Source organism: Mesorhizobium loti, from assembly GCF_013170705.1.
Taxonomy (GTDB): domain Bacteria; phylum Pseudomonadota; class Alphaproteobacteria; order Rhizobiales; family Rhizobiaceae; genus Mesorhizobium; species Mesorhizobium loti_D.
In genome coordinates this window covers 4,477,329-4,496,748 of sequence record NZ_CP033334.1, presented here as the reverse complement: position 1 = coordinate 4,496,748, position 19,420 = coordinate 4,477,329, and the positions used below count along the sequence as shown (strand labels likewise).

At 62.1% G+C, this 19,420-nt stretch carries 18 protein-coding genes and 1 tRNA gene; 5 read left to right on the top strand and 14 right to left on the bottom strand.

Going from position 1 to position 19,420, the window contains the following annotated elements:
• Window positions 1–50: 50 nt before the first annotated feature.
• Entirely contained in the window at window positions 51–638 is a 588-nt protein-coding gene (plsY, locus tag EB815_RS21870; RefSeq protein WP_056576910.1) for a glycerol-3-phosphate 1-O-acyltransferase PlsY, read from the top strand.
• The gene (dprA, locus tag EB815_RS21865; RefSeq protein WP_065005093.1) at window positions 635–1,768 is read left to right on the top strand and encodes a DNA-processing protein DprA; all 1,134 of its coding nucleotides are present in this window, start codon (window positions 635–637) and stop codon (window positions 1,766–1,768) included. The genes plsY and dprA overlap by 4 nt, the downstream gene beginning before the upstream one ends.
• A gap of 9 nt (window positions 1,769–1,777) precedes the next feature.
• Here dprA and EB815_RS21860 read toward each other — a convergent pair whose 3' ends face one another.
• From EB815_RS21860 to EB815_RS21840, 5 genes are all read right to left on the bottom strand, one after another.
• Window positions 1,778–1,990, bottom strand: coding sequence for a hypothetical protein (locus EB815_RS21860; protein ID WP_056576903.1), 213 nt, complete (start codon window positions 1,988–1,990; stop codon window positions 1,778–1,780).
• 33 nt (window positions 1,991–2,023) lie between these two features.
• Window positions 2,024–2,806: a trehalose-phosphatase gene (otsB, locus tag EB815_RS21855; protein ID WP_056576900.1), complete on the bottom strand. Its 783-nt coding sequence runs from the start codon at window positions 2,804–2,806 to the stop codon at window positions 2,024–2,026.
• Window positions 2,806–4,572, bottom strand: coding sequence for an alpha,alpha-trehalose-phosphate synthase (UDP-forming) (locus EB815_RS21850; protein WP_056576897.1), 1,767 nt, complete (start codon window positions 4,570–4,572; stop codon window positions 2,806–2,808). The genes otsB and EB815_RS21850 overlap by 1 nt, the downstream gene beginning before the upstream one ends.
• Window positions 4,573–4,680: 108 nt before the next feature.
• Window positions 4,681–6,843 carry an amylo-alpha-1,6-glucosidase gene (locus EB815_RS21845; protein ID WP_155772424.1) on the bottom strand — a complete coding sequence of 721 codons (2,163 nt, stop codon included), beginning with the start codon at window positions 6,841–6,843 and terminating at the stop codon, window positions 4,681–4,683.
• A gap of 42 nt (window positions 6,844–6,885) precedes the next feature.
• Window positions 6,886–7,947, bottom strand: a complete 1,062-nt coding sequence (locus EB815_RS21840) for a glycosyltransferase family 4 protein (RefSeq protein ID WP_056577422.1) — start codon at window positions 7,945–7,947, stop codon at window positions 6,886–6,888.
• Between the two features lie 206 nt (window positions 7,948–8,153).
• Here EB815_RS21840 and EB815_RS21835 point away from each other — a divergent pair, with 206 nt between their 5' ends.
• The 3 genes from EB815_RS21835 to EB815_RS21825 all read left to right on the top strand — a co-directional run bounded on the left by EB815_RS21835 (window position 8,154) and on the right by EB815_RS21825 (window position 9,587).
• Entirely contained in the window at window positions 8,154–8,612 is a 459-nt protein-coding gene (locus EB815_RS21835) for a hypothetical protein (RefSeq protein WP_244494139.1), read from the top strand.
• A 147-nt stretch (window positions 8,613–8,759) separates the two neighbouring features.
• Window positions 8,760–8,835: transfer RNA gene (locus EB815_RS21830), tRNA-Lys, on the top strand.
• 263 nt (window positions 8,836–9,098) lie between these two features.
• On the top strand, window positions 9,099–9,587 hold the full coding sequence (locus tag EB815_RS21825) for a BA14K family protein (RefSeq protein ID WP_056576891.1): 489 nt from the start codon (window positions 9,099–9,101) through the stop codon (window positions 9,585–9,587).
• Between the two features lie 97 nt (window positions 9,588–9,684).
• On the opposite strand, the gene EB815_RS21820 is transcribed toward EB815_RS21825, so the two are convergent.
• The 9 genes from EB815_RS21820 to glpD all read right to left on the bottom strand — a co-directional run bounded on the left by EB815_RS21820 (window position 9,685) and on the right by glpD (window position 19,386).
• Entirely contained in the window at window positions 9,685–10,161 is a 477-nt protein-coding gene (locus EB815_RS21820; protein WP_056576888.1) for a DUF6882 domain-containing protein, read from the bottom strand.
• Window positions 10,162–10,192: 31 nt separating this feature from the next.
• A complete protein-coding gene (glpK, locus tag EB815_RS21815) occupies window positions 10,193–11,686 on the bottom strand; it encodes a glycerol kinase GlpK (protein ID WP_056576886.1) in 1,494 nt (497 codons plus the stop codon).
• Window positions 11,687–11,777: 91 nt separating this feature from the next.
• Window positions 11,778–13,502, bottom strand: a complete 1,725-nt coding sequence (locus tag EB815_RS21810) for an ABC transporter substrate-binding protein (RefSeq protein ID WP_056576883.1) — start codon at window positions 13,500–13,502, stop codon at window positions 11,778–11,780.
• 79 nt (window positions 13,503–13,581) lie between these two features.
• Entirely contained in the window at window positions 13,582–13,869 is a 288-nt protein-coding gene (locus tag EB815_RS21805; protein WP_056576880.1) for a DUF2160 domain-containing protein, read from the bottom strand.
• A gap of 2 nt (window positions 13,870–13,871) precedes the next feature.
• Window positions 13,872–14,792 carry a carbohydrate ABC transporter permease gene (locus tag EB815_RS21800; RefSeq protein WP_056576877.1) on the bottom strand — a complete coding sequence of 307 codons (921 nt, stop codon included), beginning with the start codon at window positions 14,790–14,792 and terminating at the stop codon, window positions 13,872–13,874.
• A 1-nt stretch (window position 14,793) separates the two neighbouring features.
• The gene (locus tag EB815_RS21795) at window positions 14,794–15,660 is read right to left on the bottom strand and encodes a carbohydrate ABC transporter permease (RefSeq protein ID WP_056576874.1); all 867 of its coding nucleotides are present in this window, start codon (window positions 15,658–15,660) and stop codon (window positions 14,794–14,796) included.
• The gene (locus EB815_RS21790; RefSeq protein ID WP_056576872.1) at window positions 15,661–16,728 is read right to left on the bottom strand and encodes an ABC transporter ATP-binding protein; all 1,068 of its coding nucleotides are present in this window, start codon (window positions 16,726–16,728) and stop codon (window positions 15,661–15,663) included.
• 10 nt (window positions 16,729–16,738) lie between these two features.
• Entirely contained in the window at window positions 16,739–17,818 is a 1,080-nt protein-coding gene (locus tag EB815_RS21785; RefSeq protein WP_056576869.1) for an ABC transporter ATP-binding protein, read from the bottom strand.
• 41 nt (window positions 17,819–17,859) lie between these two features.
• Entirely contained in the window at window positions 17,860–19,386 is a 1,527-nt protein-coding gene (gene glpD / locus EB815_RS21780; protein WP_056576866.1) for a glycerol-3-phosphate dehydrogenase, read from the bottom strand.
• Window positions 19,387–19,420 lie beyond the last annotated feature (34 nt).

Here is a 19,420-nt window from a genome sequence, read left to right as displayed (position 1 = left end):
AACAGGCGTCGCACCTGATCCGGCTTGCCGGGGGAAATGCGGGGGAAACAATGACTTACGGCCTGATCCTGGCATTGGTGTTCGGCTATCTCCTGGGCTCGATCCCATTCGGCTTGCTGCTGACCCGTGCCGCCGGTCTCGGTGACGTGCGCAAGATCGGCTCGGGCAACATCGGCGCCACCAACGTGCTGCGCACCGGCAACAAGGGCCTGGCCGCCGCGACCCTGCTGCTTGATGCGCTGAAGGGCACGGCTGCCGTGCTGATTGCAGGCCATTTTGCGCCCGAAACGGCGGTCTGGGCCGGCCTCGGCGCCTTTCTCGGCCACCTCTTCCCGGTCTGGCTGGGCTTCAAGGGCGGCAAGGGCGTCGCGACTTATCTCGGTGTGCTGATCGGCCTTGCCTGGCAGGTGGCGCTGATCTTCGCCGCCGTCTGGCTGGTGATGGCCTTCCTGTTTCGCTTCTCCTCGCTGGCGGCTCTGACGGCGGCCGTCGTTGTGCCCGTTGCTCTCTATTTCATGAGCGCACCGCAAACAGCCGTCCTGTTCGTGGTGATGAGCATCATCGTCTTCATCAAGCACAGGGCGAACATTTCGCGGCTGCTTGCCGGCACCGAGGGCAAGATCGGAGCCAAGGGATGAGCGAGCCGGCCGCCGGGCCGCGCCTCAGCGACCGGCAGCGGCTGAGCTGGCTGCGGCTGATCCGCACTCAGAATGTCGGCCCCGCGTCCTTTCGCGACCTGATCAACCGCTTCGGTTCCGCCGAAGTGGCGCTGGAGATCTTGCCGGAACTGATGATTTCGGGCGGCGCCAGCCGGATCGCCCGCATTCCCTCGATCGCCGAAGCCGAAGCCGAGCTGGAGGCAGCTCGCAAGGCTGGCGCGCGTTTTGTCGGCATCGGCGAGCCAGACTATCCATCCTTGCTGAGAACTATGGATAATCCTCCCCCGCTTTTGGCGGTCAAGGGCAATGCCGCTGTGTTCCGGTTGCCGGGGGTTGCCATCGTCGGCGCCCGTAACGCATCGCTGGCCGGCATAAAGATGGCGCGCAAGCTGGCGGCCGATCTTGGCGGCGACGGCTACGGCATCATCTCCGGCCTGGCGCGCGGCATCGACACGGCGGCACACCAGGGCAGTCTGGCGACCGGCACGGTGGGTGTGCTCGCCGGGGGCCTCGACCTACCCTACCCGCCTGAAAATGCAGGCCTTTGCGAGGAGATCGCCGCGCGTGGCGCCATCATCTCAGAAATGCCATTCGGCTGGCAGCCGCGCGCCCAGGATTTTCCACGCCGCAACCGGCTCGTCGCGGGGGCTGCCCTTGGGCTGGTGGTGGTCGAGGCGGCGCAGCGTTCAGGCTCGCTGATCAGCGCCAGGCTTGCCGGCGAAATGGGCAGGCTGGTCTTTGCCGTGCCCGGCTCCCCGCTTGATCCGCGCGCCGCAGGCTGCAACGGCCTGCTCAAGGACGGCGCCACGCTGGTTACCGAAGCATCGGATATTTCCAGGGCGATCGCACCGCTGACCGGGATGCGGGCGCCTGATGTGCCACCGTTTGAGGACCCGCCCGACTTTTCGGCCACCCCGCCGCCCGGGGAAAGTGACCGCGCCCGCGTCACCGAGGCGCTCGGCCCGACGCCGGTGTCGGTCGACGAAGTCATCCGCCACACCGGCCTGCACCCGGCTCAGGTTTTCATGGTATTGCTGGAACTCGACCTTGCCGGTCGGCTCGAACGCCATGCCGGCGGCAATGTTTCGCTGGTTTTCGGGGACGGTTGAGCGCAACGATCAATGGTGCTTGCCGCCCTTCTCCACGGTCTCGGCATAATCCGTTGTGTTGGCTCCAAACAAATCGCTCTCGACAGCCTTGCGCCAGACTGCGTCGGCATCTTCGGGACGAAACGGCTGAGCTGCCGTGCTGGCGTCACGGCTTTGCGGTTCAGAGCGCCGCCACAGCCAGTCGGGCATGATTTCCCGGATGAGGCTGGTCAGTTGGGTCATTGCAAACTCCTTCAATACTCGGGAGTGGCCGGTTCATTTGGCCATTGCAGCTGGCGTGCCTACAGTCTCGCGTCTGCTCATCCCGTCCAGCCAGGCCAAGGCCGCATCTACGCCGGCCAGCGCAAAAGGTGCCGCTGTCGATCCATACGGCTTTATGCGAACCGAAATGCCATCCAATTCGTTGACAACCTCGAACCCGTTCTCGTCTGAAGTATCGTCGCCGAGGAACACCGGTCGGCGCCCCCTGAAAGCCGGAATTTGCATGAAGCGTCTGATGGCTGCTCCTTTCGCCGCCTCCAGCGGCATCAGTTCCACACCGGCATTTCCGGCCAAGACCCGATATCCGGCAGGCAACTTGTCCAGCGCCTGTTCGACCAACCGCGTCGCGCGCCGCAGCAGATGCGGCGCCGCGCGTGTATGAATGGCCAGGATCGGACCCTTGCGTTCGATGTAGACGTCCGCATTGTCCAGTTCCGTCGCGATTTCTTTGGCAAGCGCTGCAATGTCGGCCGGTTCGACGGCCGCTTCGACCGGACCATCGCGCGCCAGCCTGTGCTCGAGGCCATAAAGCCCGGCGGCGCGCAATCTGAGGGGCTGGAAGAGATGGTCGACGGCGGCGATCGGCCGTCCCGTGATGAACGCCAATGCTCCGTCCAATTGCGCTTCGAGCTGTGTCAACAGCATGCGCAACTCCTCACTGACAACCACCGCATCGGGATGCGCGGCATGTTCGAGGAGCGTGCCATCGATGTCGAGGAACAGGCTCCATGGACCCTTCGGGACGGCGGGTTCTGGGAGGTGTGTCGACATCGACATCACAGCGCCGCCACGCGTCTGCGATCAAGCAACGATATCACATTGCCAGGGGGCGCCGGAGCGACGCCGACGGCACGATCGACCGCATCACGCTTGCGCAGGCGCGCGGCATCGAGAAGCATGCTGCCCGCCCACCGATAGACATTGTTGTCGCGCACGATCTCGCGCATGCGTCGCATGCGCTGGAGTTGCTCGTCCTCGGACATGGTCAGGGCCTGCAGCAAGGCGTCGCCCATCATCGCCGCGTCATAGGGATTGACGATCAGTGCCTCCAGCAGCTCCTTGGAGGCGCCGGCGAACATGCTGAGCAGCAGCACACCCTGTTCATCCTCCCGCGCCGCGACAAACTCCTTGGCGACGAGGTTCATGCCGTCATGCAGGCTGGTCACCATGCAGACATCGGCCGCACGGTAGATTTCGTAGACCTGCTCTTGAGAGTGATGTTCCGTCACCATCAGAACCGGCGTGTAGCCTTCGCGACCATGGCGCTGGTTGAGATCCTCGGCATGGCGCAGGCATTCCTCGTACAATTGTTGATAGGCGGGAAGAGTGCCGCGGCTGGGCGCCGCGATCTGCAGGAACGCCACCTTGCCGATCCATTCCGGATGAAGCGTCAGCAGTTCATCGAGTGCATTGAAGCGATCGAGGATACCCTTTGTATAGTCGAGACGTTCGACGCCCACGCACAGTTTGACATGTTCGGCCAGGCCGAATTTCTCGCGAACCTGCCTACGGCATTGCGCCACATCAGGCAGTTTTGCCAGTTGCGCCGGCGGCCATTCGATCGAGATCGGATAGGCATGAACCAGGCTGATCTGGCCGCCATAGGAGATAGCCGAGTCCTCGCGCTCGATCCTGCTCTCCAGGAAACGGTCGACGCTGTCGATGAAGTTGTTGCAATGAAACTGGGTGTGAAAGCCAACGATCGAACTGCCGAGCAGGCCCTCGAGAATCTTCTCGCGCCACGGGCAGATGCTGAACACCTCCGAATTGGGCCACGGAATATGCCAGAAGGTGATGATAATCGCCTCGGGCAGGCGTTCCCGGATCATCCGCGGCAGCAACGCGAAATGGTAGTCCTGGACCAGCACGATCGGCCGCTCGTTGCGGGCTTCCGCGACGACGGTGTCGGCGAACTTGCGGTTGACCGCCTCATAGGCTTCCCAATCCGAGGCGCGGAATATGGGCCGGGTGAACGCGATATGGCATAGCGGCCAGAGGCCTTCATTGGCAAAGCCGAGGTAATAACCTTGCTGTTCTTCCTCGCTCAGCCAGACGCGGCGCAGCGTATAGGAAGGATTGTCGGGCGGCACCTCGATCCGATCGTTCTTGTCGACCACCAGCGCGTCGGCCGAACCGCCGCCATAGGCTATCCACGTGCCCGCACAGGCGCGCGTGATCGGTTCCAGGGCGGAGACCAGGCCACTGGCGGGTACGACCAGTTGGATGTCGTCGCCCTCGCGGTTGTGGATATATGGCTCGCGATTTGAGACGACGATCACCTGGGCATCGGGAAGTTCGGTTGCCAGGATATGACGCAGAGTTTCGGGTGACCACTGCACCAGTGCCGCGGCCGCCGACTGCCCATTTTTCTCGAATTCCGGCAAGGGGCTGCGAGCGGCTTCAACCGCGGCGGCAATCCTGCCACCCTTGCGCGTCCGCACTTTCATCGTCACCAGCACAACAGCCAGGACGACGACAACTGCAAGAATGAAGATCCACAACGCGAATACGGGAACGGCCATGTACGAACTGTTGTCGGGCATTGAAATCGATTACCTTTCAATGGGATGCCGAAACAACTGCATCTAATGGAGCTTCGGCGCCCATAGCGTGGTGGTCAAACGTCCATGGCGCATGATGGTTCCGATTTTTCAGCTCCTGACCACGAGCGGCACAAGCCCCTCATGCGGCTCCGCAAGGAAGGCACCGACGCGATCTCCCACGCGCTGGAACGTCAGATCCACCGCCGCTCGCCCCACCGAAAGATGGCGAATGACGAGGCTGTCGATGCCGATCGGCAGGCGCGGCCGGGTCACATGGATCTCGCCTGTCCAGCCATCGATCTGAAGGCCAAGGCACGACTGCATGAGCATGAAGGCGGAGCCGGCGGACCAGGCTTGCGGCAGGCAAGCCACCGGATAGGCAATCGGCGCTTCGCCGGCCGCGCGCGTGAAGCCGCAAAAGAGTTCCGGCAGCCGCATGTTGAAATGAACAGCGGATTCGAAGGTGCCGCTCATCAGCCGCACAACGCTGTCGCGAATGCCGTATCGCGCAAGTCCGGCTGCGCAGATCGCCGTGTCGTGCGGCCAGATGGATCCGTTGTGATAGGACATCGGATTGAAGAAGATCGCGTCGTCCGCCAGCGTCCGCAGCCCCCAGCCGGAATGGAACGAGGCCGACAGCAACTGGTCGGCGACCATGCGCGCTCGATCCGGTTCGGGAAGGCCGACATAGAGCAGGTGACCGGCATTGGATGTGCGCACCTTGCACGGTTGGCCGTCGCCATCCAGCGCCAGTGCATAGTAGCCAAGCTCCTCGATCCAGAAATGGCGCTCGACTTTTTGGCGAATGGCGTCGGCGCGTATTTCCCAGCCTTCCGCCCGTTCCGCTTCGCCACGCAGCCGTGCCAGTCTCGCCAGGCCTTGGAATGCCGCAAAGACATAACCCTGCACCTCGACCAGCGCGATCGGCCCTTTCGGGATGCGGCCGTCGGCGTGGAAGACGGAATCGAAACTGTCTTTCCATCCCTGGTTGGCAAGGCCGGATTCCGCGGCACGCTGGTAGGTGAGGAATCCCGTCGAACGGCTCGCCGTCTCGATCCACTCAGCCGCGGCGCACAGTGAGGGCCACAGCTCATCGATGAAGGCCGTGTCTCCCGTGCGGTCCGCATAGGCGCAGGCAAGATGGATATAGAGCGGCGTGGTGTCGACGCCGCCATAATAGCGCCCGAACGGCAGTTCGCTGAGCGCCACCATCTCGCCCTTGCGCGTCTCATGCATGATTTTGCCGGGTTCGGAATCGCTGAAAGGAGAGGTCTCGGTCGCCTGGTGCTGGGCGAGAAACGCCAGAACGCCGCGCGCCAGGCCAGGATTGAGCCAAAGCATCTGCAAGGCTGAGATCACGCCATCGCGACCAAAGGCGGTGGAGAACCAGGGAATGCCGGCATAAGGATAAGGCCCGGTCGCCAGTTCCGTGGTGAGCAGCGCGACATCGGCGCGAGCCCGCGCCATCCAGTCATTGAAAACGCGGCCCGAACTGTGCAGCGTCGCGCCATGCCGGCGTTTGGCACGCATGCCGAAGCGAGCACGGGCGGCGGCAGCGCGAAACCGCTGGCTTTCGGGACTGGCATCCGTCTCGTTGCCCACTTCCACGTAAAGCGTCTGGCTGCTGCGCTTGGTGACGGCGATGACGAAATCCGCCCGCTCCGACGTCAGTTGATCGGGCGTCTGCGAAAATGAAATCGCCGATGTCCGCACCACGCTGTCCAGGCCTTCGTAGCGGAGCACGACCGCGCTCCTGGCGATCTCGGCCGTGTGGGCGGTTCCGCGCTTCGAGCGGGTCGAGCCACGAACTTCGAACATATCGCGAAAATCGGCCGCAAAACGCAGCGACAGCAGGATCGTCGAATGCTCCCGGCTGTAGTTGGACAGCGTTATGCGCTCATACAGCCTTTCCTCCCACAGCAACCGGACGCGCTCGATATGGATAGCGCCTTGCGGTATCTGGCGACCCGCGGCGCTCTCGATCGGGAGATTGGTGAGGTTGGCGGTGAACAGCACATTGTCCTGGCTGAGCGACGCGCCAAGCAACGACGTCGACCGCCCGCCAACGGTGAGGCGAAATTCGGAAAGCACGCGCGTGTCGTCGCGGAAGAACCCGTCGCCGACACCGCGTATGTCGCCATAGGCGTCGGCTACGGCGAAGCAGTCACCATGCTTCAGCGCGAAGAGACGATGCGGCTCCCTGGGCGCGGTTTCGTCCAGGGAAGCCAGTGCTATGGCAGGATCAAGCTTGCGCTCGTCGAGATGGGTTATGGTCAAAAGATCGTCCCGTGCTGGTTTCGAACGGGTGAAGGCCTACGAAGCTCTGCTTTGCTCATGGCCGTTGTTCAGCCGCGAATAGGCCGCGACATAGTCCCTGGCCATCCTGTCGGCTGAAAACCGCCTTTCGAACACCGATCTTATGCGCCGCCTGTCGAGTTGCAGGAGAGCCGGCATCGTGGCGACGGCATCTTCGATTGTTTCGACGACGAAGCCGGTAACCCCATGGTCGATGATCTCGGGCATGGCGCCGCAACTCCAGGCCATGACCGGGGTTCCGCACGCCATGGCCTCGATCACGGCAAGGCCGAAGGGTTCGGGCCAATCAATGGGAAACAAGAGGGCGGCCGCGTTGCCAAGAAATGCGCTCTTCTGGTCCTCGCCAATCTCGCCGACATATTCGACCCTGTCGCCATCGATCATCGGCTGGACGACTTCCTCGAAATAGGCGCGATCGCCATCGCCGACCTTGGCCGCAAGCTTGAGTTTCAGCCCGGTGCGGCGGGCGATCTCTATCGCCCGGTCCGGACGCTTGTCGCGCGACATCCTGCCGAGAAAGGCGAGATAGCCGCCGTCCGCACCTGCCTCGAAATCGGGCGCGTAGAGATCGACGGGCAATCCGTGATGAATCGTCGCCAGCCAGTTCGCGGACGCGAACCGCGCCCTCTGGCTGCGGGATATGGAAATCATAGGAAACCGTGGAAACCGGTCGTAGGCTTGTGCGAGGTCGGCGTAATCCAACCTGCCATGCGGCGTCGTCACCGTACGTTGCGGCATCTCTCGGAAGAACGGGAAATGCAGGAAATGGCTGAGATGGAAGTGGATGACGTCGAAATCGTCGGCCCGCTTCCTCACTTCGTCGAGCATCGATAGATGCGCCGCGATCTCGGATTTCAGTGGACGCGGATCAAGGCGAAGCGCCCGCTCGCGACATGGCACGAGCCTGGCGGAGGTCTTCGTGTCGCCACTGGCGAACAACGTGACATCGTGGCCGAGCGCGACGAGAGCCTCGGTCAGGTAGGAAATGATGCGCTCGGTGCCGCCATAGAGCCTTGGCGGCACGGATTCGTATAGTGGCGCGACGTGGGCGATCTTCATGGCCCGGCCTTCCCTCGATGAGCTGGTGATGCAGCGGAAATGCCTCAGCCGCGGGATCGTTCCGGCCTCATTCATAGATGCGTCAAATGGTCGGGAGCATTTGATGTTCGATCGAGCCGCCCTATTTCATTTTGGCTGCCGAGTTGCACTAGCTTAAGGAGGCCTAAGTGCAGGAGCCCAGGGATATCGCGGCTCGACGCCTGAGCATGATCATCGAGCAATATGTCGAGGCCAGGAAACGGCGTTATGGCTTCGTATCGACGGATCAGGCTGCCAGGGTGATCCGCAGGATGCTGAAACCAGCTGACCCAGCCCTGTCCGATCGCAAGCTCGACGACATGGTCGCCGCACTCGCGGTGAAGAACGGCCTGGCGGTGGTCTTCGATCGCGGCGCCAGGGGACCGGCTGATAGCGCCGAGGCGGACCTGAACAGAAAGGAACCGACCATGCGCGCACCAACGGAGACTCCGGATGTTGCCGGCGCGGTGGATGCCATTCTGGGCGCTCAGACCGCTGCGCTTTCCCAAACCACCCCACTTTCGATGAGCACCGTGATCTCACAGCTGCGCGAACGGACCGGCACCACCCGATCGGACGCGGATCTGGAAGGGCTGATCGCCAAGAAGGCCGCCGTCCTGGACGTGCATCTGTCGCGGAACGGCTGAGCGATCGTAGCGCATTCCTGCGGTGCGGCTCAAAGGTCTGACTGGTCGTTGAAAAGTCTGGCTCGCGGGCGTTCTTTTCCGGTTGACCGGTCGAGGCACTCTCCCTATGTTCCGCGCAATTTCGAGGGCGGCCTTTATAGCCCGCGGGAGCGCGTAGCTCAGCCGGTAGAGCAACTGACTTTTAATCAGTAGGTCATGGGTTCGAATCCCATCGCGCTCACCATTCGCTCAACAAAAAAAACCTGCCATTATAATTCCCTGCCCACTTCGGTCACGAGCCGCAAGCTCTTGGCGAAGCAAAGGCACAGCCTTCCCGCAGCATTAGCAGCCTCCCGCAGACATAAAGGCGCAGCCCTCCCGCCGACACGAGTACAACCCGGAGAAACATTACAAATCAGCAACTTGGGATTTGGCGAGGAACCTTCGCCCATATCACCCGTTGTCTCGCCACAAGGGACGTCAATCACCCTTTCGAAGGAGAAGACCATGAATAAGATCGTAACGGGTATACTGGCGACCACACTTTCGGCTTCGTTTGCCGCGGCTGCTGTGCCTGCCAATGCAGCGCAGATGTTTGTGCCGCAGGCGGCATCGGCTTCGAGCGATGTGCAGACGGTCGATTACAAGCCGTGGATGAACAACCGTCACTTCAACCGCAATTTCGGCAATCGTCATTTCAACGGTAATCGCAACTTTGCTCGCAACAACGACGGCGGCGGCTATTGGAATGGCCATCGCGGCTATCGCGAATACCATCGCGGCTATCGCCGCCACGGCGATTATTGGTTCCCGCTGGCAGCCTTCGCGACCGGCGCGCTGATCACGGGTGCAATCGTCAACAGCGAAAACCACCGCGTCTACGAAGGCAATTCCCATGTGCAGTGGTGCTACGACCACTACCGCAGCTACCGGGCTTCGGACAACACCTTCCAGCCGAATTACGGCCCGAGGCGGGAATGCCGTTCCCCTTATTGATCCAAGCGTGTTGGTGTAACTGAAAAGTGCTGAGTAAAGTCCGCGCCGGCAACGGCGCGGACATCTCGTCGATTGGTCAAGACGAACAGTTTTCGCATCACCTTGCCCACTCGATTGTCTTAAGCATCAGATAAAGACCCCCGCCGTCACTGCCGGGGCATCGATAGATCCCCAACCCGTTGCAGATTCGGGACATCACCGCGCTAAGTTCCCAACCAAGCGCTTCCAGTTGATCGTCCTCATCCGTCACATAGGATTGGGCGAGTTCGTCAATGCTATTCATCTCTCCGAAGGATCGAACCTGCTTCGCATCGCTAAGGAGCCGGTCGGGCAAGTTTGAATTTGCCCAAGCCCAGAGCCAGTTACTTGCCCTGGCACTCGTGGTACCGGCAATCTGAATCTCGGCGACAACCTTGACGGCTCCGTCCTGCGAGAACAAAAGCCTACCGATCGTCAGATCGTAGTCGTAACGTGACCAGTGGCCGAGACGAAACTCCTTCGCCAACATGGCATTCCTGGCGGTTAGCTGTTTAAAAGCCTCGTCGCGCCAAGCATCATACCAGTCTGGCTGCATATCCCCACCCCAAGCCGTTCTGAGGCGGCTGTTATGGCACGCTCAGCGTTCGGCGAACAGCATCGCGCCAGCCCGCCAGCTTCGCGGATCGTGTCGAAGCGTCCATCTCCGGCTTGAACCGCCGCTCGAGCGCCCAGCCCTTGGCAAACTCCTTCGCCTTCGGCCAAACCCCTGCTTTCGAGCCGGCGAGCCACGCCGCACCCAGCGCGGTCGTCTCGAGGATGGTCGGGCGGTCGACGGGCGCGTCGAGTATGTCGGCCAGGCGCTGCATCGTCCAGTCCGACGCCACCATGCCGCCGTCGACCCGGAGAACCGTTTTGGCTGAAGTCCCCTTCCAGTCCTTGCGCATGGCGTCGAGCAGGTCGCGGGTCTGGTAGGCGACGGATTCGAGTGCGGCCCGCGCAAATTCCGCCGGGCCGGAATTACGTGTCAGCCCGAAAATGGCGCCGCGCGCATCCGCGTCCCAATGCGGCGCGCCAAGACCGACGAAAGCCGGCACCAGGTAGACATTCTGCGTCGGGTCGGCCTCGGCGGCCAATTGCCCGCTATGCTCGGCCTTGCCGATCACCTTGATGCCGTCGCGCAGCCATTGCACGGCCGCCCCGGCAATGAAGATCGAACCCTCCAGCGCGTAGGTGGTCTTGCCGTTCAGCCGGTAGGCAATGGTGGTCAAAAGCCGGTTTCTCGAACGCACCAGATCGCTGCCGGTGTTGAGCAGCGCAAAACAGCCGGTGCCATAGGTGGATTTCATCATGCCCGGCTCGAAGCAGGCCTGGCCGATGGTCGCGGCATGCTGGTCGCCGGCCACTCCGAGGATTCTTATCTCGGCGCCGAACAGATTCTTCTCGGTCGCTCCATAGTCATCGGCGCAATCCTTGACCTCGGGCAGCATTTTTGCCGGGATGTTGAGAATGGCCAGCAATTCGTCGTCCCAGGCGTTTTCCGCGATGTTGTAGACCAGCGTGCGCGAGGCGTTGGTGGCATCGGTGGCGTGGACCTTGCCACCGGTCAGCCGCCAGATCAGAAAGCTGTCGATGGTGCCGGCCAGCAACTCGCCCTTCTCGGCGCGCTTCCTCGCCCCTTTCACCTTGTCGAGCATCCAGGCGATCTTGGTGCCGGAAAAATAAGGATCGAGCAGCAGCCCGGTCTTGCGCGTGAATTTCTTTTCCAGCCCCTGCTTCTTCAGCTTCTGACACAGCGGCGCGGTGCGGCGATCCTGCCAGACGATCGCATTGTGGATCGGCTTGCCCGTCGCCCTGTCCCAGATGACGACGGTCTCACGCTGGTTGGTGATACCGATAGCGGCAACGTCGGACGCCTCACGGCCAGCGGCCTTCAGCGCTGCCTTCATGGTCGTCGCGACACTTGCCCAGATCTCCTCCGGGTCATGTTCGACCCAGCCGGAGGCAGGATAGTGCTGGGTGAATTCCTCCTGCCCGCTGCCCACGACTTTCATCTGGGCATCGAACAGGATCGCCCGGGTCGACGTCGTTCCCTGGTCGATTGCCAGCACAAAACCGTTCATTCAACATCCTCCGCCTTGACGCAAAGAAGGGAGACGGCAACGCGCCGCCTCCCCCAATTTCACACGGGCGTGAACGCCCGCATAGACAGTCCTACTTCTGCCAGCTCTTGACCAGTTCGTCGTAGTTGATGGTCTGCGGCTTTTCCTTCTCGGTCTCGATCTTGAGCTGAGGAGCGATATTGCCCGCCTTGGCCGCGTCAGCGTTCCAGTAGGCGAGATCGTGTTCCTCGGCGAGCTTCGGCCCGATGTCGCCCTGGACGCCGGACTTCTCGATGCGGCCCATGACCTTTTCCTGCTCGGCACAGAGCGAGTCCATCGCTTCCTGGGCCGACTTGGCGCCCGACGACGCGTCACCGATCGCCTGCCACCACAGCTGCGCCAGCTTCGGATAGTCCGGCACATTGGTGCCGGTCGGCGACCACTGCACGCGGGCCGGCGAGCGATAGAACTCGATCAGGCCGCCGAGCTTCGGCGCACGTTCGGTGAAGCTCTTGTCGTGAATGGTGGAGTCGCGGATGAAGGTGAGGCCGACATGGCTCTTCTTCACGTCCACGGTCTTCGAGGTCACGAACTGGGCGTAGAGCCAGGCAGCCTTCGCCCGGTCTTCAGGCGTCGACTTCATCAGCGTCCACGAACCGACGTCCTGGTAGCCGAGCTTCATGCCGTCCTTCCAGTAGACGCCATGCGGCGACGGCGCCATGCGCCACTTCGGCGTACCGTCGTCATTCATCACCGGCAGGCCGGGCTTGACCATGTCGGCGGTGAAGGCGGTGTACCAGAAGATCTGCTGGGCGATGTTGCCCTGCGCCGGAACCGGACCCGATTCGGAGAAGGTCATGCCTTGCGCTTCCTGCGGCGCATAGGCTTTCAGCCAGTCGAGGTATTTCTGGATCGAATAGACCGCCGCCGGGCCGTTGGTGTCGCCGCCGCGCGCCGTACAGGAGCCGACCGGCTGCGATTTCTCGTTGACCTTGATGCCCCATTCGTCGACCGGCAGGCCGTTCGGGATGCCCTTGTCGCCGTTACCGGCCATCGACAGCCAGGCGTCGGTGAAGCGCCAGCCCAGCGAGGGATCCTTCTTGCCGTAGTCCATGTGGCCATAGACCTTCTTGCCGCCGACATCGCGGCCGGTGAAGAATTCCGCGATGTCCTCATAGGCCGACCAGTTGACCGGCACGCCGAGGTCGTAGCCGTACTTGGCCTTGAAATCGGCCTTGTTCTTCTCGTCGTTGAACCAGTCGTAACGGAACCAGTAGAGGTTGGCGAACTGCTGGTCGGGAAGCTGGTAGAGCTTCTTGTCCGGCGCGGTGGTGAAGGAGGAGCCGATGAAATCCTTCAGATCGAGGCCCGGATTGGTTACATCCTTGCCTTCATTGGCCATCCAGTCGGTCAGGTTGCGCACCTGCTGATAGCGCCAATGGGTGCCGATCAGGTCGGAGTCGTTGACCCAGCCGTCATAAAGGTTCTGGCCGGTCTGCATCTGGGTCTGGATCTTCTCGACGACGTCGCCCTCCTGGATGACGTCATGCGTGACCTTGATGCCGGTGATGGCGGCGAAGGCCGGAGCCAGCACCTGCGACTCGTACTGGTGCGTCGTCAGCGTTTCCGACACGACCTTGATTTCCATGCCGGCAAACGGCTTGGCGGCGTCGATAAACCACTGCATCTCTTTTTCTTGATCGGCGCGTGATAGAGATGAAACGTCGCCTATCTCCTTGTCCAAAAAGGCTTTTGCCTCATCCATGCCGGCATAGGCGTTGCCCACACCGAGCAATAGCACAAGGGCAGTCGTTGATGTTAGGAATTGCCGTCGCATTGTGTTTCCTCCACTTTTCAAGGTTCAAGTGCGATCTGGAGCGGTCGCCAGCACGCGGCCGCTCCAACAGTTTCCCCCTCTATACGTAGCGGAACACGCCGATGGCGTAGACCACGGAGAGAGCGAGAGCCCACCACAGGCTGGGCCCAATCAGACCCAGCCAAGCGAGATGGATAAAGGCGCTGCCAAGCAGCGAAACGAAGAGGCGATCGCCGCGCGTCGTCTCGAAGCGCAGCACGCCGACACGCGGATTGCCGCCGGGCGACGCGTATTCCCAGACCCCCATGCCGACCAGCAGCAGCGCGATGACGATGAAGAAGGCGGCCGTCGGCCAGGTCCATGCCATCCAGGAGAAGTCGAGATTCATGGTCAAACCCTCCCCAGGGCAAAGCCCTTGGCGATGTAGTTTCGCACAAACCAGATCACGAGCGCGCCGGGGATCAGCGTCAGCACACCGGCGGCGGCCAGCAGCCCCCAGTCCATGCCCGATGCCGACACTGTGCGGGTCATGGTCGCCGCGATGGGTTTGGCGTCGGTCGTGGTCAGTGTGCGGGCGATCAGCAGTTCGACCCACGAGAACATGAAGCAGAAGAAGCAGGCGACACCGATGCCGCTGGCGATCAGCGGCATGAAGATCTTTATGAAGAAGCGCGGGAAGGAATAGCCATCGATATAGGCGGTCTCGTCGATCTCCTTCGGCACCCCGGACATGAAGCCTTCGAGGATCCACACCGCCAGCGGCACGTTGAACAGGCAGTGCGCCAGCGCCACCGCGATATGCGTGTCGATCAGGCCGAACGCGGAGTAGAGCTGGAAGAACGGCAACGCGAACACCGCCGGCGGCGCCATGCGGTTGGTGAGCAGCCAGAAGAACAGATGCTTGTCGCCAAGGAAGCGGTAGCGCGAGAAGGCGTAGGCCGCCGGCAAGGCCACGGACACCGAAATCACCATGTTCATGACGACATAGGTGATCGAGTTGATATAGCCGGAATACCAGGCCTTCTGCGTGAAGATCGTGACATAGTTGGCGATGGTTGGCGCGTGCGGATAGAGCGTCAGCGAATTGACGATCTCCGCATTGGTCTTGAAGCTCATATTGATGAGCCAGTAGATCGGCAGCAACAGCACGAAGATGTAGAGCGTCGGCACGATCCACCACCAGCGCGATTCCTCGCCGCGGCGGCGCATCCGCCTGTCGAGTTCGCTCTGCGACAGCGAACTGGCCAGACCTTCCGCGGCGGCTGCCCCGTTCATCGCATTGCGCTCGGTTCGTTCATTGGCGCCGGCCATCTCAGCGCTCCGCGTCGTAATTGGTCATCACGGTGTAGAACACCCATGACAACAAAAGGATGATGAGGAAGTAGACCAGCGACATGGCGGCCGCCGGACCGAGGTCGAACTGGCCGAGCGCCGTCTTGACGAGGTCGATCGACAGGAACGTCGTCGAGTTGCCCGGCCCGCCGCCGGTGACGACGAAAGGCTCGGTATAGATCATGAAACTGTCCATGAAGCGCAGCAATACGGCGATCAGCAGCACCCGCTGCATCTTCGGCAACTGGATGTAGCGGAACACCGCCCAGCGCGAGGCGCCGTCGATCTTGGCCGCCTGGTAGAAGGCGTCCGGGATCGAGACCAGACCGGCATAGCAGAGCAGCACGACGAGGCTCGTCCAGTGCCAGACATCCATGACGATGATCGTCACCCAGGCGTCGAACGGATCCTGCACGTAATTGTAGTCGATGCCGAGCGCATTGACGTAGTAGCCGAGCAGGCCAATATCGTTGCGCCCGAACACCTGCCAGATGGTGCCGACGACGTTCCACGGCACCAGCAGCGGCAGCGCCATCAGCACCAGGCAGACCGGCACCCCCCAGCCCTTCTTCGGCATGTTGAGCGCGATGAAGATGCCAAGCGGCACCTGGATGGCGAGGATGATGAAGGAGAAGATGAGGTTGCGGCTCATCGCCTCCCAGAAGCGGCTGGAATGCAGCAGTTCCTCGAACCACTCCGTGCCGGCCCAGAAGAAGACGTTGTTGCCGAACGTGTCCTGCACCGAATAATTGACGACGGTCATCAGCGGGATGACGGCCGAGAACGCCACCAGCACCAGCACCGGCAGCACCAGGAACCAGGCCTTGTTGTTCCAGGTCTTGTCCATCTATGCCCCCATCTCGACACGCCAGGAATCGGCATAGATGTTGATGCCCGCAGGCTCGAACCGCACCTTCGGTTCGGCCGGAACGGCCTCGTCTTCGCCGATGACGGCGGCGATGTCGCGCCCCTCCAATTTGGCGCGCACCACCTTGTGACGACCCAGATCCTCGACCTTGCTGATTGAAACAGCCATGCCGTCGCGGCCGAGACGCACATATTCGGGACGGATGCCGAGTTCGACGGCACCGCCGGCCGCTTTGGGTGCGCCCGGCAATTCGATCCGCTGGGAGCCGAGCGTCGCCGTCTTGCCGTCGATCGCCACCGGCATGACGTTCATGCCGGGCGAGCCGATGAAATAGCCAACAAAAGTGTGGCGCGGCCGCTCGAAGAGTTCCGCCGGCGTGCCGATCTGGACGATACCGCCATCATACATGACCACAACCTGGTCGGCGAAGGTCAACGCCTCGGTCTGGTCATGGGTGACGTAGACCATGGTGTAGCCGAAGCGCCGATGCAGCTGCTTCAACTGCGAGCGCAGCACCCATTTCATGTGCGGGTCGATGACCGTCAGCGGCTCGTCGAACAGGATGGCGTTGACATCGGAGCGCACCAGCCCGCGGCCGAGCGAGATCTTCTGCTTCTGGTCGGCGGTCAGGCCCCTCGCCTTCTTCTTCGCCCACGACGCCAGGTCGATCATCTCCAGCGTCTCGCGCACCTTGCGGTCGACATCGGCCTCCGGCACGCCGCGATTGCGCAGCGGGAAGGCCAGATTGTCGTAGACGGTCATGGTGTCGTAGATGACCGGGAACTGGAACACCTGCGCGATGTTGCGCTCCTGCGTCGACAGATTGGTCACGTCCCTGCCGTTGAACAGCAACTGGCCGTGCGAGGGATGAAGCAGCCCCGAAATGATGTTGAGCAGCGTTGTCTTGCCGCAGCCGGACGGGCCGAGCAGCGCATAGGCGCCGCCATCCTCGAAAGTGTGGTGCACTTCCCGCAGCGCGAAATCGGCATCCTTCCGCGGGTTCGGCAGGTAGGAATGCCTGACATGGTTGACGTCGATGCGCGCCATATCGCCCTCCTCAAGCCGCAAGCTTCGGCGCGGCCACGGCGCGGCCGTACTCGTCGAAGACCATGATGTGTCGCGGGTCGATGAACACCTCGACCACCGCGTCGGTCTCGAAATCGCGGATGCCGTGCGCCAGCATCACCCAGCGCACATCGGCGAAATCGAGATGGATGAAGCTCTCGGACCCGGTAATCTCGGTGATGGTGACCTTTGCCCGCACCGGCACCGCCGAGGCATTGGGCCGTTCGAGTGAAAGATGGTGCGGCTGGAAGCCGATCGTGTAGTTGCCGTCGGCGATGCCGACGAGTTCGGATGGCACCGGCAGCTTCACCCCGCCTTCGAGCAGGAAGTCGGCGCCTTTCTTGGCCAGCACGATGGTGTTGAGCGGCGGATCGGCGAAGGTCCTGGCCGTCACCAGGTCGACCGGCCTGCGGAAGACGTCGATTGTCGGCCCGAACTGGGTGATGCGGCCCTCCGACAGCGTTGCCGTGTTGCCGCCGAGCAGCAGCGCCTCGTGCGGCTCCGTGGTGGCATAGACGAAGATGGTGCCGGCGGCGGCAAAAATCCTCGGCAGTTCGGCCCGCAACTCCTCGCGCAGTTTGTAGTCGAGATTGGCGAGTGGTTCGTCGAGCAGCACCAGGCTGGCATTCTTGACGATGGCGCGCGCCAGCGCCGTGCGCTGCTGCTGGCCGCCCGACAGGTTGAGCGGTGTGCGGTCGAGATAGGGCGTCAGCTTGAGAAGCGCGGCGGCCTCGCGCACCTGGCTGTCGATCTTGCCGTGCTCGACGCCGGCCACCCTCAGAGGCGAGGCGATGTTCTCATAGACAGTCATCGCCGGATAATTGATGAACTGCTGGTAGACCATGGCGATCTTGCGCTTCTGCACCGGTGTGCCCGTGACATCATGGCCATCGAACCAGACCGAACCGGAGGTCGGCGCATCGAGGCCGGCCATCAGCCGCATCAGGCTGGTCTTGCCGGAAAGCGTCGGTCCAAGCAGCACGTTGAGCGAGCCGTGCTGAAGGGTCAGCGACACGTCGTGTATGTGCTCTACCGCACCGACTGTCTTGGTGACGTTCCTCAGTTCAAGCATGACGCCTCCTCCCAGGCTTTCTGCATCAGCTCAAAATCTCCTCATTCAGCGGCCACGACATGCCGGCGGCTTATGCCGCGCATGAATTCATCGAGGGCTGCGACCTGCTCGCGGGCGAGATGCAGGCCGCGCTTGGTCCGGCGCCAAAGCACGTCCTCTGCGGTGATGGCCCATTCGTTTTCAACGAGATAGCGAACCTCGGCCTCGTAGAGGTCGCCACCGAAATTGCGGCCGAGCTCGGCGTTTGACTTGGCAAGTCCGAGCAGAACCTGAGCGCGCGTCCCGTAGAGCCGCGTCAGCCGCCGGGCGAGGCGCGCATCGAGGAACGGATAGGCAGCCTTCAGCTTGGCAACCTGCGCATCGAAACCGGTCGCCGGGAAATCGCCGCCCGGCAGCGGCGCGTCCGACGTCCACGGCTTGCCGCGCTTGCCGAGAAAACCCTCGATCTTCTCCAGCATCGATTCCGACAGCCGGCGGTAGGTCGTGATCTTGCCGCCGAAAGCATTGACGATCGGCGCTTCGCCCTCGCCGCCCTCGGCCTTCAGCACGTAGTCGCGCGTTGCTTCCTGCGCCTTGGAAGCGCCGTCATCATAGAGCGGACGCACCGCCGAATAGGTCCAGACAATGTCCGAACGCTTGACGGGTTGCGCGAAATACTCGCTGGCCGCGGCGCAGAGATAATCGATCTCGGTATCGCTGATCTTCACGTCGTGGGGATCGCCGGGATAATCCTGGTCCGTGGTGCCGATCAGCGTGAACTCTTCCTCGTAGGGGATGGCGAAGATGATCCGCCCATCCTTGTTCTGGAAGAAATAGGCGCGCGGATCGTCGAATTTCTTGGCGATGACGATATGGCTGCCCTGCACGAGACGGACATTGTGCACATCGTTCAGGCCGACGACGCCGGAAAGCACATGATCGACCCATGGTCCGGCGGCATTGACCAGCAGCCGGGCCTTGACCTCCTCGGCCTCGCCGTTCTGCAGATTCTCGATCTTGATTGTCCAAAGGCCGTCTTCGCGGTGCGCGCCGACAACCTTCGTACGGGTTCGAATCGTCGCGCCGCGATCAGCGGCATCGCGTGCGTTGAGCGCCACCAGGCGCGCATCGTTCACCCAGCCGTCGGAATATTCGAAGGCCTTTTTGAACAGCGGCTTCAAAGGCTTTCCCGCCGGGTCGCTCGCCATGTCGAGCGTCCTGGTCGCCGGCAGCAATTTGCGGCCGCCAATGTGGTCGTAGAGGAACAGGCCGAGCCGGATCAGCCAGGCGGGGCGCAGGCCCTTGGCATACGGCAGCACGAAGCGCATCGGCCAGATGATGTGCGGCGCGTTCTTCCACAGAACCTCACGCTCCATCAGCGCCTCGCGCACCAGGCGGAATTCGTAGAATTCGAGGTAACGCAGGCCGCCATGGATCAGCTTGGTCGAACCGGAGGAGGTTCCGGAGGCGAGGTCGTTCATCTCGGCGAGAAAAACCGAAAACCCGCGCCCCACGGCATCGCGGGCTATACCGCAGCCATTGATGCCGCCGCCGATTACGAAAATATCCCGGACTGAAGTTGTGTCCACTTAAAGCCTCCACGATTTCGCATTGCACCATTTT

What these genes read in the sequence shown, in the direction of transcription:
- EB815_RS21835 (WP_244494139.1), top strand. Translation starts at nt 8,154, where the DNA reads ATGATCATCGAGCAATATGTCGAGGCCAGGAAACGGCGTTATGGCTTC.
- EB815_RS21810 (WP_056576883.1), bottom strand. Translation starts at nt 13,502, where the DNA reads ATGCGACGGCAATTCCTAACATCAACGACTGCCCTTGTGCTATTGCTC.
- EB815_RS21860 (WP_056576903.1), bottom strand. Translation starts at nt 1,990, where the DNA reads ATGACCCAACTGACCAGCCTCATCCGGGAAATCATGCCCGACTGGCTG.
- EB815_RS21825 (WP_056576891.1), top strand. Translation starts at nt 9,099, where the DNA reads ATGAATAAGATCGTAACGGGTATACTGGCGACCACACTTTCGGCTTCG.
- EB815_RS21850 (WP_056576897.1), bottom strand. Translation starts at nt 4,572, where the DNA reads ATGCCCGACAACAGTTCGTACATGGCCGTTCCCGTATTCGCGTTGTGG.
- dprA (WP_065005093.1), top strand. Translation starts at nt 635, where the DNA reads ATGAGCGAGCCGGCCGCCGGGCCGCGCCTCAGCGACCGGCAGCGGCTG.
- EB815_RS21800 (WP_056576877.1), bottom strand. Translation starts at nt 14,792, where the DNA reads ATGGCCGGCGCCAATGAACGAACCGAGCGCAATGCGATGAACGGGGCA.
- EB815_RS21840 (WP_056577422.1), bottom strand. Translation starts at nt 7,947, where the DNA reads ATGAAGATCGCCCACGTCGCGCCACTATACGAATCCGTGCCGCCAAGG.
- EB815_RS21820 (WP_056576888.1), bottom strand. Translation starts at nt 10,161, where the DNA reads ATGCAGCCAGACTGGTATGATGCTTGGCGCGACGAGGCTTTTAAACAG.
- EB815_RS21785 (WP_056576869.1), bottom strand. Translation starts at nt 17,818, where the DNA reads ATGCTTGAACTGAGGAACGTCACCAAGACAGTCGGTGCGGTAGAGCAC.
- EB815_RS21795 (WP_056576874.1), bottom strand. Translation starts at nt 15,660, where the DNA reads ATGGACAAGACCTGGAACAACAAGGCCTGGTTCCTGGTGCTGCCGGTG.
- plsY (WP_056576910.1), top strand. Translation starts at nt 51, where the DNA reads ATGACTTACGGCCTGATCCTGGCATTGGTGTTCGGCTATCTCCTGGGC.
- EB815_RS21790 (WP_056576872.1), bottom strand. Translation starts at nt 16,728, where the DNA reads ATGGCGCGCATCGACGTCAACCATGTCAGGCATTCCTACCTGCCGAAC.
- otsB (WP_056576900.1), bottom strand. Translation starts at nt 2,806, where the DNA reads ATGTCGATGTCGACACACCTCCCAGAACCCGCCGTCCCGAAGGGTCCA.
- EB815_RS21805 (WP_056576880.1), bottom strand. Translation starts at nt 13,869, where the DNA reads ATGAATCTCGACTTCTCCTGGATGGCATGGACCTGGCCGACGGCCGCC.
- glpK (WP_056576886.1), bottom strand. Translation starts at nt 11,686, where the DNA reads ATGAACGGTTTTGTGCTGGCAATCGACCAGGGAACGACGTCGACCCGG.